This is a genomic window from Aliidiomarina sp. B3213 (assembly GCF_003290085.1).
GTDB lineage: Bacteria > Pseudomonadota > Gammaproteobacteria > Enterobacterales > Alteromonadaceae > Aliidiomarina.
The window spans coordinates 252214-264988 of the sequence record NZ_QMKJ01000002.1 but is presented as its reverse complement, the minus strand read 5'-3'; the positions used below and the strand labels follow the sequence as shown (position 1 = coordinate 264988).

General features: G+C 47.0%; 13 protein-coding genes. 12 read left to right on the top strand and 1 reads right to left on the bottom strand.

The window, feature by feature from the left end:
- The first annotated feature begins 3 nt into the window (after positions 1-3).
- From gspD to DQX04_RS06405, 12 genes are all read left to right on the top strand, one after another.
- Positions 4-2088: a type II secretion system secretin GspD gene (gene gspD / locus DQX04_RS06460; RefSeq protein ID WP_111915087.1), complete on the top strand. Its 2085-nt coding sequence runs from the start codon at positions 4-6 to the stop codon at positions 2086-2088.
- Complete coding sequence (gene gspE, locus DQX04_RS06455) at positions 2088-3626, top strand: type II secretion system ATPase GspE (protein WP_111915086.1); 1539 nt, start codon at positions 2088-2090, stop codon at positions 3624-3626. The genes gspD and gspE overlap by 1 nt, the downstream gene beginning before the upstream one ends.
- On the top strand, positions 3627-4850 hold the full coding sequence (gene gspF / locus DQX04_RS06450) for a type II secretion system inner membrane protein GspF (protein ID WP_111915085.1): 1224 nt from the start codon (positions 3627-3629) through the stop codon (positions 4848-4850).
- A 1-nt stretch (position 4851) separates the two neighbouring features.
- Positions 4852-5292, top strand: coding sequence for a type II secretion system major pseudopilin GspG (gene gspG, locus DQX04_RS06445; protein ID WP_111915084.1), 441 nt, complete (start codon positions 4852-4854; stop codon positions 5290-5292).
- Position 5293: 1 nt separating this feature from the next.
- Entirely contained in the window at positions 5294-5872 is a 579-nt protein-coding gene (gene gspH, locus DQX04_RS06440) for a type II secretion system minor pseudopilin GspH (RefSeq protein ID WP_111915083.1), read from the top strand.
- The gene (gene gspI, locus DQX04_RS06435) at positions 5866-6237 is read left to right on the top strand and encodes a type II secretion system minor pseudopilin GspI (protein ID WP_111915082.1); all 372 of its coding nucleotides are present in this window, start codon (positions 5866-5868) and stop codon (positions 6235-6237) included. The genes gspH and gspI overlap by 7 nt, the downstream gene beginning before the upstream one ends.
- Positions 6237-6893 carry a type II secretion system minor pseudopilin GspJ gene (gspJ, locus tag DQX04_RS06430; protein WP_111915081.1) on the top strand — a complete coding sequence of 219 codons (657 nt, stop codon included), beginning with the start codon at positions 6237-6239 and terminating at the stop codon, positions 6891-6893. Before gspI ends, gspJ begins: the two co-directional genes overlap by 1 nt.
- Entirely contained in the window at positions 6880-7881 is a 1002-nt protein-coding gene (gspK, locus tag DQX04_RS06425; protein ID WP_111915080.1) for a type II secretion system minor pseudopilin GspK, read from the top strand. Before gspJ ends, gspK begins: the two co-directional genes overlap by 14 nt.
- Positions 7874-9082 carry a type II secretion system protein GspL gene (gene gspL, locus DQX04_RS06420; protein ID WP_111915079.1) on the top strand — a complete coding sequence of 403 codons (1209 nt, stop codon included), beginning with the start codon at positions 7874-7876 and terminating at the stop codon, positions 9080-9082. The genes gspK and gspL overlap by 8 nt, the downstream gene beginning before the upstream one ends.
- Positions 9079-9615: a type II secretion system protein M gene (locus DQX04_RS06415; protein WP_165831956.1), complete on the top strand. Its 537-nt coding sequence runs from the start codon at positions 9079-9081 to the stop codon at positions 9613-9615. The genes gspL and DQX04_RS06415 overlap by 4 nt, the downstream gene beginning before the upstream one ends.
- Positions 9612-10361: a type II secretion system protein N gene (locus tag DQX04_RS06410; RefSeq protein ID WP_111915077.1), complete on the top strand. Its 750-nt coding sequence runs from the start codon at positions 9612-9614 to the stop codon at positions 10359-10361. Before DQX04_RS06415 ends, DQX04_RS06410 begins: the two co-directional genes overlap by 4 nt.
- 68 nt (positions 10362-10429) lie before the next feature.
- Positions 10430-11248 (top strand): mechanosensitive ion channel family protein, encoded by an 819-nt coding sequence (locus tag DQX04_RS06405; RefSeq protein ID WP_111915076.1) that lies wholly within the window; start codon positions 10430-10432, stop codon positions 11246-11248.
- Positions 11249-11331: 83 nt separating this feature from the next.
- Here the strand turns inward: DQX04_RS06405 and xseA are convergent, their stop codons facing one another.
- Entirely contained in the window at positions 11332-12669 is a 1338-nt protein-coding gene (gene xseA, locus DQX04_RS06400; RefSeq protein ID WP_111915075.1) for an exodeoxyribonuclease VII large subunit, read from the bottom strand.
- Positions 12670-12775 lie beyond the last annotated feature (106 nt).

Here is a 12775-nt window from a genome sequence, read left to right as displayed (position 1 = left end):
AGAATGATTTTTTTGAAACGGATTGGAATCGTATGCATAGCAGCCTGTGTACTGAGTACACCTGTCTTTGCACAGCAAGGGCAAGCATCTGCACAGCAGGAAGAATTTTCTGCGAGTTTCCGTAATACAGATCTTAATGAATTTATTCAGGTTGTAAGTCGCAACTTAGAAAAAACCATCATTGTTGATCCAGAGGTTCGAGGCCGCATAAATGTTCGCAGCTATGACGTGATGAACCGCGAGCAGTATTATCAGTTTTTCCTCAGTGTGCTTTCTGTTCATGGTTATGCCGTGATTGAAATGGAAAGTGGCACGTTAAAAGTCATTCGCGATCGAGACGCGAAAAATGCACCTTCTCCTGTTGTTGATGAAGGTCAGAGTGAAGGAGACGAGTGGGTTACTCGTGTTGTGCCGTTACAAAATGTATCTGTTCGAGAGTTAGCGCCTTTATTGCGTCAGTTAAACGACCAAACTAGCGGTGGTGCAGTCATGCACTACGACCCGTCGAACGTGATTCTGATTACCGGCCGAGCAGCTGTGGTGAATCGTTTGGTGGATATCATTCGCCGAGTCGACCGTGTTGGCGACCAAGACGTAGAAATTGTTCAGCTCGAGCATGCATCTGCTTCGGAAATGGTTCGCATAGCTGAAAGCGTGTTTGCCCAACAAGGTACAAATACGCCGGAAATGTTGCGCCCCCGGGTAGTTGCTGACGAGCGTACTAATCGAATTTTAGTGAGTGGTGAAGAGCGTGCTCGTGAACGTGTTATTCGCTTAATTCGTCAACTCGACCAAGAAATGGAAACTAGCGGTAACACCCGAGTTTTCTATCTTCGCTATGCTAAATCAGAAGAAATGGTTGAACTGCTACGTGGTATGACAGACACCTTAATTGCTGAAGAGCAACGTGCAGGTTCTGGAACCAACACTCAGCAGCGTCGCTCTGGCCCGGAAGTAAGCATCGAGTCTCACGAAGCCACAAACGCGCTAGTGGTTACAGCCCAACCCGATCTATTGAATGCCATTGAAAGTGTTATAGACCAGCTCGATATTCGCCGTGCTCAAGTTCAAGTTGAAGCCATTATTGTTGAAGTATTTGAAGGCGATGGCACCGACTTTGGTGTCCAGTGGTTAAGTGAAGACTACGGCATGTTACAGCACTCTAATGGTACACAAGTACCACTAGGGCAATTGGCTGTAGCGGCAGAACAAGCGCAAGGGCGTGAAGGTTCAGAAGTTACCCGTGTAGATAACGCAGGTAATGAATTTACCACGCGTGAACCAGACGAGCGTGGCGACTTCACCTTGTTGGCGCAATTATTAGGTAATGCGAATGGGTTGTTGTTCGGTACGGTGGAAGACACCTGGGGTGCGGTAGTTCAAGCGGTAGCTACGAACACCAATTCTAATATTCTTTCAGCGCCAAGCATTACCACGTTAGACAACCAAGAAGCCGTGTTCCTTGTAGGTCAGGAAGTACCGACCATTACTGGCTCTACTTCAGGCTCAAATAACAACAACCCTTACCAAACGGTTGAACGGACCGAAGTAGGTATTCGCTTACGTGTTACCCCGCAAATTAACGAAGGTGACGCGGTTCAGCTTCTTATTGAGCAAGAGGTTTCAAGTATTGCTGGCGCTACTGCGGTAGATATCACATTTAATAAGCGTGAAATTCAAACCACAGTGCTTGCGCGCGACGGCCAAACCATTGTATTGGGTGGCTTAATTGATGAAGACGTGCAAGAGAGCCTCTCAAAAGTTCCGCTTCTTGGAGACATTCCACTCATTGGACACTTATTTAAATCAACAAGCGTAAGTACTAGAAAGCGTAACCTCATGATCTTTATTCGTCCGACTATTATTCGTGACGACGCGACAATGACAGGGTTAAGTCGTCGCAAATATAGCTTCATTCGTGCGCAGCAGCTTATGCAGCAAGACCAAGGTGTTTCACTTCGAAGCCGAGACGTTATCCCAGTTATTCCTAACTGGCCTGAAGGCGAACCGATGCCGCAAGAGCTAGAAGAATATATGCGCGAGCGTTTTGAAGCGCTAGACGAAGCTATGGAAAACGAGGGTAACTAATGACCTCGCAAGCGGACTCTGTTTCTCAAGATCTACCGAGTGAGGAAGTCCTCGCTTCGGTAGACAATGGGCAAAAGCTAAGATTGCCGTTTTCTTTTGCAAAACGCTTTGGTGCAGTTTTAGTGTGGGAGGGGGAGAACCCTATCCTTCATGTTCGTGAAGGCGTAACTATTGCTACTTTGCATGAAGTGAAGCGGTTTACGCGTGTGCAGTTTGCTATTCAAGAACACCCAAAAGAAGCGTTCGACCTCCTTCTAGGAAAAGCGTACCAACGTGATTCTTCTGAAGCTAAGCAGCTAATGGAAGACATTGGTAACGAAGTGAACTTGTTCTCACTGGCAGAAGAGTTACCTAAAACGGAAGACTTGCTAGACAGTGAAGACGACGCGCCAATTATCAAATTAATCAATGCGATGTTGAGTGAAGCCATTAAAGAAGGTGCTTCAGACATACACATTGAAACGTTTGAAAAAGACCTAATCATTCGCTTCCGTATTGATGGTGTACTTCGCGAGATACTTCGCCCGCATCGCAAGCTTGCTTCGTTACTGGTGAGTCGTATTAAAGTAATGGCTGAGCTGGATATTGCAGAGAAGCGTGTACCGCAAGACGGTCGTATCTCTCTGCTTATTGCAGGCCGAGCAGTAGATGTTCGTGTGTCTACTATGCCGTCGAACCATGGCGAACGTGTAGTGCTTCGTTTGTTAGACAAAAACAACGCGCGGCTCGACCTTACCGAGTTAGGCATGACGAAGGAGAATAGGGCGCATTTCGCAGACCTTATTCATAAACCGCACGGCATTATTCTCGTTACCGGCCCAACGGGCTCGGGTAAAAGTACTACGCTGTATGCGGCGCTCTCTGAAATAAACACCAAAGACCGTAATATTTTGACGGTTGAAGATCCGATTGAATACGCACTGGAAGGCGTAGGCCAAACTCAAGTAAACCCCAAAGTGGACATGACTTTCGCACGTGGATTGCGCGCTATTTTGCGCCAAGACCCCGATGTCGTGATGGTGGGTGAGATTCGTGACGCTGAAACCGCACAAATTGCCGTACAAGCCAGTTTAACGGGACACTTGGTACTTTCAACGTTGCACACGAATACGGCTTCAGGCGCTTTAACGCGACTTGAAGACATGGGTATAGAACCTTTCTTACTGTCGTCGAGTTTGCTAGCCGTGTTGTCCCAGCGTTTGGTACGTACGCTTTGTGGCAATTGTAAAGAATTGCATGAAGCAAGCGCCGATGAGTTGTCGTTGTTGGGATTACCTGAAAGCGAGAAAGCTCAGATATACCGGCCTAAAGGGTGTGCCGAGTGTAACCACACCGGGTATCGCGGTCGAACCGGCATCCACGAACTTTTGGTGATTGATGAGAAAACCCGAGAGTTGGTTCACAATGGCCATGGCGAGCAAGCTATCGAAAAATATGCGCGTCAGAAATTCCCGAGTATTCGCCAAGACGGACGCGACAAAATTCTTAAGGGCATGACCTCGTTAGAAGAAGTGCTTCGTGTCACTCGGGAGGAATAAATGCCTGCGTTTGCCTACGAAGCCCTCGACTCGAGTGGAAAGAAGAAAACGGGTGTTCTAGAAGCCGATACAGAACGTCAAATACGCCAGCAACTTCGTGCGCAGGGGTTATTCCCCATGTCGGTGGAAGCCGCAGACGCAGAAGAAAAGAAAGCTTCGAAACGCAAAGGAAGCCTGTTTCAACGTGGAATTAGCACTTCGGAGCTGGCGCTTATTACGCGTCAACTCGCAACACTAATTTCTGCAGCTTTACCCATTGAACAAGCGCTTTACGCCGTAGCCGATCAAACTGAGAAACCTCGTGTACAAAAAATGCTCATGGCAGTGCGCAGCCGTGTTGTTGAGGGTTATAGCCTTGCCGACGGAATGCGTGACTTTCCAGCCATTTTCGACGATTTGTTTTGTGCCATGGTTGCCGCTGGAGAAAAGTCGGGTCACCTCGACGAAGTTTTAGAGCGTTTAGCAGACTATACTGAGCAACGACAAAAAATGAAAAGCGAGGTGGTACAAGCCTCAGTTTACCCAGCCGTACTCACACTTGTTGCTGTTGCCGTGGTTTCCTTCCTGCTCGCTGTTGTCGTTCCGGAAATTGTCGAACAATTTAGCGACCTCGGTGCTGAACTACCGTGGGTAACGCAAGTCTTAATTAGCATCAGCAGCGCGTTACAAAATTACGGCCTTTATATTCTTGCGGCAATCGCTATTGGTCTAGTGGTTTGGGGCAGAATGATGAAGCAAAAAAGCTTTCGCTATAAAGTTCACAGCAAGTATCTTTATCTTCCTATGATTGGAAACTTGGTTCGCGGTGTGAATACAGCACGGTTTGCGCGAACATTAAGTATTCTGACAGCGTCAGCGATTCCTTTGCTCGACGGTATGCGTATTACGTCGCAGGTTATGGGTAACCTAAGAATGCGCGAGGCCGTTGAGAAAGCTGCGGACGACTTGCGAGAAGGGTCGAGTTTAAAGGCGGCACTGAGTAAAAGTAAGTTATTTCCACCGATGATGCTGCATATGATTGCTTCTGGCGAGCGCAGTGGTGAACTTGAACAAATGTTACGGCGATGTGCAGACACTCAAGACAACGAATTTTCCAACACCGTAAATGTAAGTTTAAAGATATTTGAGCCTCTGCTTATTGTGAGCATGGCGGCCGTGGTGTTATTTATTGTGCTGGCTATCATTACGCCAATTATGAATTTGAATCAACAGATAGGAATGTAATATGAGTATGTCCAAGCAAAGAGGTTTCTCACTTCTAGAGCTTATGGTTGTTATCGTGATTTTAGGTATCTTGGCAACCATAGTGGTACCGAATGTATTTGGGAACAAGGAAACTGCCGATCGCCAGAAGGTGGTGAGCGACTTAACCGCCTTGGAAAATGCTATGGAGATGTACAATCTAGAAAACGGTAATTACCCAACCTCGCAACAAGGTTTGGAAGCATTAGTGAGCGAGCCGCAAGTGAACCCACGCCCACGCAACTACCGTACCGGTGGATATATTCGTAGATTACCGAACGACCCTTGGAATAGTCCTTATCAATTGGTGAGTCCTGGCCAGAACGGTCGTTACGACATTTTCTCAATGGGACCAGATGGGCAAGCTGGTACGCAAGACGACATTGGCACTTGGAACATGAACGATACGAGCAGCAACCCTTAATATGTTTGTTCCGCGGCGATCACAATTAGGTTTCACGCTTGTTGAGGTTATGGTTGTCGCCGCAATTGTGGGTTTAATGGCTTGGGTTATTGTTTTGCAATTGCCAGAGCGAAGTTCGGAGCAAACTCCGGACGAAGTTGCCGAAGAGTTCGCGCAACAATTTAGGCATGTAAGAGAGCAAGCATTGCTTCGCCAATGGGTTGCAGGCATAGAGTTTAAAAACGATGGCTATCGCTTTGTATTATGGAATGAGCAAGGCTGGCAAGTGATTAACCAAGCGCCAATTACCCCGAAAGACCTTTCTGAACACTACCAAATTGTATTTATTCCAGGCGACTTTGAACTGCTTCAGAACGAAGACGCGATGGACTCGTTAACTTTTAGCTCTATCGATGAAGACGACGAAGACCGCGAAGAAGACGAAGAACGCAAAATAACACCGCAGGTTATTATTTTCGAAAGCTCTGAATTTGTTCCTTTTCGTGTCCAGTTCCGGCCGATTACGGACCCTGATGCTACGGTAAGTTTTGACGGCAGAAGCGGCGTTGAACTGAATCAGGTTGAAAACGCAATATGGTAAAAGTTCGCGGATTCACGCTTATTGAAGTTATGGTTGCCTTGTCGATTTTCGCGCTTGGGGCACTCGCTGCGCTTACGGTTGCTACCCAACATATCGCCAGCACGCAAAGGCTAGAAGCTCGCTATTACGCACAATGGATCGCCAGTAACCAGTTGGCAGTGGTGAAAACAGAAGTAAAGGAAGGGCAGTGGCCGCCTCGAAATAATCAACGTGGTGAAATGGAGCTTGCCCAGCGTGAATGGTACTGGCAGGTGCAGGTCGTTGAAACAGTCACCGAGGATTTGCGTGAAGTTACCGTTCGAGTTCGGGCAGAACAAAACGGACAGGTGCTCGCTGAACTAAGTACGTTTGTGGGGAGGCGTTAATGAAACAACGCGGCTTCACCCTCATTGAAGTGGTTATTGCCATCGCTATTCTGGCAATTATAGGACTTGCGAGTTCTTCTGTGTTGCTACAAATGACTCGAGCCGACGAGTCCTCGCGTCAGCAGCAAGCAGCCATAAGTGAATTACAGTTCGCCTTTTTACTCATGGACCGTGATATACGGCAAATGGTTGCTCGCCCTTTGCGCAGCACTCCCATTGAAAGGCGCCAAGTTTATGCCGTGAATGACGGTGGCGTTGTCGACAGCGACATGGGTGGAATGGGGTTTGTACGTGCGGGTTGGCAGAATCCTGGAGATGTTCTTCCGCGTTCGCAATTACAACCGGTTGCTTATCGAGTACGCGACAATGTATTACAGCGTGTTCATGCTCCATTTGTTGACGATGCTTCAGGTGAGCCAACAGTGCAGAACTTGCTAGAACATGTGGTAAGTTTTGAAGTGGTTTTTGAACGCGCAGGCGAATCGTTTGAACGTTGGTCTGTCGAAGGTCAACTTCCCGACATTGTACGGGTGAAGCTAGAGCACGAGTATTTAGGTATCTTTGAAAGAGTATTATTAACCTCGGGGCCAATACCCATGGGTGAGGTGCGGCAAGAATCGGGGAATGGTTCGGAGGATTTGAATGCGCCGAACTAAACAAAGACAACAAGGTGTAGCCATTATCACCGTTTTATTGGTGATTGCGATTGTCGCCGCCATTGCCGTGAAAATGAGCGGCCAATTGCGTTATCAATTGGCACGTACTGGTGCCCATGAGTCTTCGGAACAAGCCTATTGGCATTGGTTAAGTGCGGAAGCACTGGCACAACAAGTATTACTTGGAGTGCAAGAGGAAGAGGAAGGAAAGTTTAATTTGCAACAGCCATGGGCGCAGCCTCAAGGACCGTTCCCGGTTCGCGGAGGTACGATAGGCGGTCAACTGAAAGACTTGCACGCATGCTTTAATATTAATAGTTTGGCGCTCCAGGAAGGTGAGTCGGCTGACCGGGAAATGGCAAAAGAGCGCTACCAAGCGCTGCTTGAAGTCTTAGAGTTTGACTCTTATAAGGCGGAAAGATTGACCGCAACGCTTATGGACTGGTTAGACGAAGACAGCATGTTGCATGAGTCTATTGGTGCAGAAGACCCAGACTATGAGTCGTTGCCGCAACCTTATTTGGCGGCCAATACGTTGATGAGCCATATTTCAGAGTTACGACAAGTTGCTGGTTATACTCGCGAAGTTTATCAGCAGCTTCGGCCTTATATTTGTGTTATTCCTAATGTTCGTGAATGGAATTTTAATTTAAATACCGTAGATCCTGAAAAGGCAGAAATTGTTGTTGCGTTTTTTCGAGGCGCTATCGATATTTCTGCCGCAGAGTCGCTTATTGGTAATCGTCCAGAGCAAGGTTATGATACGGTAGATGACATTAAACAAGACCCTGGTTTGCAAGCATTAAACGAAGCAGGAAACCAAGGCTCAGATTTTGAAGACTTAACGCTCACCAGTGAATATTTTGAGCTGCAGGCGCAAATTCAATATGGTGAATTAGAATTATATGGAACATCGATTTTACAAGTTTCGCAAGGGGCGAGCTTTGTATTACACCGTTCTCGTGGAGGATACGTAGAGAATGAGTGAAGTAGCAGTTATTCGTTTACCCGCAGAGGCAGAGCAGGCTGTTTTCTGGCATATAGAAAATATGCAAACGCATGAAATTATTGCTTCGGGGCAAGGAAACGGTTTACACAGTTTACCGGAGGTTGCCGAGCAGATAGGTAATCGAGCGGTGTTCATTTTAGGCGCTGTGTCCGCCATGAGTTTTCATGCGTTAGAGCTGCCGGCTAAGTCGCGCAGGCAAGCGGCTCAAGTGATTCCTTTTGCGCTAGAAGATGAAGTGTCCCAAGACGTAAGCGAATTGCATTTTTCATGGCCCGCAGCGTCATCGCCGCAAGCTGAACTGCCCGTTGCAGTCATAGCGAAGGCACAAATTAAGATTTGGCTAGACGCATTGAAGCGCGCCAAGCTTTCATATCAGGGTATTTATCCCGACGCTCTGGCTTTACCTTTGCAAGAGGGCACTTGGTCGGTTGCGCAATTTAATAACGACTGGGTTGTACGAAAGTCTCTTTATGAAGGACTTTGCGTTGAGCCTGAATGGTTTGCGGTAAGCCAAAGCGATCCAGAAGAATTGCCGAGCTCGATTAGAGCATTTGGCGAAGTTCACTGGCCAACACCTCCTGCTCCCATTACAGACGCAGAGGTAGAGCTGGCACTATCGGCCATGCTGAATACCCTTTATAACAATCCAGCGCAAAATATTAACTTGCTGCAAGGTGAGTTTCGGCAGAAGGAAAAGAAACAAACGAGTTTGGGTGTCTTCAAGTTCCCTGCTTTTGCAGCAAGCGTGTGCTTGGTGACCTACTTAGTTATGCAAGGCGCTTCTATTTGGTCGATGCACCGCGAAGCAAATGCCTATCAAGAAATTACGCTGTCGCACTATCAACGCATTAATGCTTCAGCGTCGCAATTACCGAATAATGTGCGCAGGCTTGTGGACAATGAGCTTACTCGTTTGTCGGGTGGCGCTGCTGGTGGTTTCCTAGATTTAATGAATGCGTTAACGCCAGCATTCTCCTCTGTAGAGCTGTCGCTTAATGTTTTGCAGTTCGACCAAGCGAACCAAGAACTACGTTTACAAGCAAATGGCCAAGATTTCCAAGCGTTTGAGCGATTCCAAGCCGCGGTTCGCAATCAGCAACTGGAAATAGAGCAAGGGCAACTGGTGAATCGTGGCGGACAAATTTCAGGTTCTATGACGATTCGAGGAGGTGCGTTTTGAGTAACAAGTTAAAACAGCTTTCTCAGAAAATTCAGACGCAACTAGCTCCTTATCAGCAGAAATGGAATGCGTTACAGGCGCGCGAAAGAACGCTATTAACTACGCTAGCCGTGTTGCTTTTAGTGTGTGGATTTTGGTTGGGTATATGGCAGCCAATTCATAACGGTATCGCTAGTGCACAACAACGGCTTGATAACGAAAGAACGTTGGCAACATATGTAGAACAACGTGTGGCGCAAATTGTGGCGTTGCGTGCAAATAGCCAAAACAGCGGAAGCACAACGGTTACCGATTCTGCATTGAGTGGTGAAATTAACCGTATAGCGAATGAACTAGAAATGGTAATTACACGGATACAAACCCAAGAACGCTCGCGCGTTTTAGTGGTGGACGAAGTTCCATTTGAAACGGTACTTGCGTACATAGAACGGCTAAGTTCTGCTGGCGTTATTATTGAAAGTGTAGACGTGTCTTCGGCGAATGAGCCGGGCCGTGTTCGTGTGCGTAAATTACAGGTAAGAGCCGCAGGATGAAGTTTAAGTTAATTTCCTTAGTCGTTATTGTTTACCTAGGTGCGTTGGTGGTGTTCCTTCCCGCACGTATGGTCACTCACTGGGCACCTATTCCGCAATCGGTACACATTTCAGGTGTAACGGGAACTATATGGAATGGGACAGTGGACACCGTTCAAGTGCAGGGGCGCGTGGTGAAAAACATCGCATGGGAAATATTCCCGTTAGCGCTATTCACCGGAAAGTTAGCCACCAAGGTGAGCGTACAGAGCGGGCAATCTAATCCATTTGCACTCAATGGCTATGTGAATGCCAGTATGTCTGGTGTTAGTGTGGAAGAACTTATGGTTCGTGGTGACTTAGAGAAAACCGTAAACTGGTTAGACATACCCGCTGCGGCATTGGTCCCTGTTCGGGGGGAGTACACATTGCATATTGAAGAGTTTAATCAGGGCCAACCGCTATGTAGTGCTTTGAAAGGACAAGGCAGAGCGTTTGATGTAACCACCCGAATTGGACAGAGTTGGGAAAGCGTGGGCGACTACCAAGTCACGGCTCAATGCGACTCTGGAGAGGTGGTATTGAATATGCCAGAAGACAATATGCTAGGTATTTTCTTTAATCTACAATTAAGCAACACTGGCTATACCTTAAACGGACACCTAAAGCCGACTGCACAGGCGCCTCAAGTGATACGTGACGCGTTACGCATGGTGGGTAACCCTAACAGCCAGGGGCAATACATATTTAGTGCAGAAAGCCGCTAAAACCGAATTATTTAGTTACGAAGAACAAAGTTACGAAAAACAAAGCTACAACAAACGAGGAAACATAAATGGATAACGTTTTAAGTTGGTTTGAAGAGAACCAAGAAGCCATACTTCTTCTTGTCGGAAAAATTGCAGTTGCGCTTATTATCCTCGTTGTGGGATTTATGCTCGCTAAGTTTATTTCGCGCAGTTTGTCGAAACGACTGGGTAAGTCTTCAGTAGACAATGCCGTCGTGTCGTTCATTGCGGCTATCGTGCGCACTATTATCGTCATCGCAGCTCTGCTTATGGCGCTTTCGCACGTAGGTATTCAAACTACGTCATTTATTGCCATCTTAGGTGCTGCCGGTTTAGCTATTGGCTTGGCATTGCAAGGCTCGCTTTCTAATTTTGCTTCGGGCGTGCTAATTATGATTTATCGTCCGTTTAAGTCGGGCGACTACGTAGATGCAGGCGGTATTGCAGGCTCTGTGGAAAAAATTGAGCTATTCACCACTGTGCTAAAAACACCAGACAATAAAAAAGTGATTGTGCCTAACTCACGCATTACTGGCTCTGAAATTACTAACTTTACGGAAGAGCCAACACGACGTGTAGATATGGTGATTGGTGTGTCTTACAGTGCTAATTTGCAAAAAACTAAGCAAGTGTTGCTAGACGTCATAAATGCAGACGAGCGTACCTTGCCGACTCCCGCGCCAAATGTGGCAGTAAGTGCATTGGGTGACTCATCAGTAAACTTTATTGTTCGCCCGTGGGTGAAAAGCGAAGACTACTGGCCGTACATGTGGGAAAACTTAGAAAAAATTAAAGACAAGCTTGATGAAAACGGTATTGGCATTCCGTTCCCACAAATGGATGTGCATATTCAAAAAGACGATTAGTTCTTCGAGCTGTTTATCGTAGAACAGAAACACAAAAGCCGTTTGTGAGTTAAGCAAGCGGCTTTTTTATACTTACTCTATGCCTATTCCGGTTTAATTGCGGTAATGGTACTTACCACTCTGCCTTGACCTAGCCTGGTTTCAATCGACTTTCCTATCTGCAGGTCGTCTACCTTCTTAACAATTTTATTGTTCTCGTCAAAGGTGAGTGAGTAGCCACGGTTCAACACATTTAGCGGACTAACCAAATGCAAAGCTTGGTTGTGGGAAGTTAAGTTCCGGCGCTTTTCATTCAGTAGCCGAACCATGCTACTCATCAGGCGTTGCTCTCGTTTTTGTGCAAGCTCTTGTTCAACTTTTATGGCGCGCTCTGGGTGTTGCTGCCCTAAACGGTGTTGTAATTGGGTCGTTCTTGTTTGTTCTTGGCGAAGCCTATGTTGTATCGAGCGTTGCAAACGAGCCGAAAGTTCGTCCAGCTGTTGTGCTTGCCTCTCAATACGGAATTTCGGATTCAGCGGCATCAAGCGCGATTGCAGGTAGTTCGCTTTATGCTTGGCATTGCTAAGAATATGATTTAGAGCTCGCCAGCATCGTTGACGCAGTAAGTTTAGATTTTGAATATGGTGTTGGCGATCTGCACTTAACAGTTCTGCTGCTTGCGAAGGTGTTGCCGCTCGCAAGTCTGCAACAAAGTCTGCGATGGTAAAGTCAATTTCGTGGCCCACGGCACTTAGCGTGGGTATTGGACTATTGGCGATATCGCGCGCTAACTGCTCATCGTTGAATGCCCATAAGTCTTCCAGCGAGCCACCGCCCCGGGTAAGCAATATGGCGTCTACTTCATTGCGGGCTATCGCTGTGGCCAATGCTTGGCGAATGAGTTTTGGTGCTTCTGTACCTTGCACTTGAGCAGGATAAACAATGATATGAATGCTTGGATCTCTGTGACGCAGTACGGCAAGAACGTCCTTTAAAGCTGCGCCGGTTGCTGAAGTAACAATGCCAAGTTTTTGCACGGAAGGAATCGGCTTTTTTCGTTCTTGCGCAAACAACCCTTCACTGGCGAGCTTGGCTTTGAGTTCTTCATATTGTTGCTGCAATAAGCCGACACCTGCAGGTTCTAGATGCTCGACAATAATCTGATAGTTACCGCGTGGCTCGTACAAACTAATGCGCGCTCGCACCATAACTTGCATGCCATTTGCGACCTGAGCTTGCACACGCATATTATTTCCACGAAACATAGCGCAGCTAATTTGTGCCTGTTCGTCTTTTAAAGTGAAGTACCAATGCCCTGAACCTGGGCGAGAGAAATTTGAAATTTCCCCTACTAACCAAACAGATGGGAAATTTTGCTCAAGCAACCCGCGCACTTCTCGGTTAAGTCTGGAAACGGTAAATATGTCGCGAGCGTCCTGCATGAAAGGAGTTCCTGTGAAATTTGTACAAAAATTAAGAAAATTTTAGTTTACTGCAACGCCCACTATGAGTAAAATACCGCCGCAACATTAAGCCCATGCGGTTCCC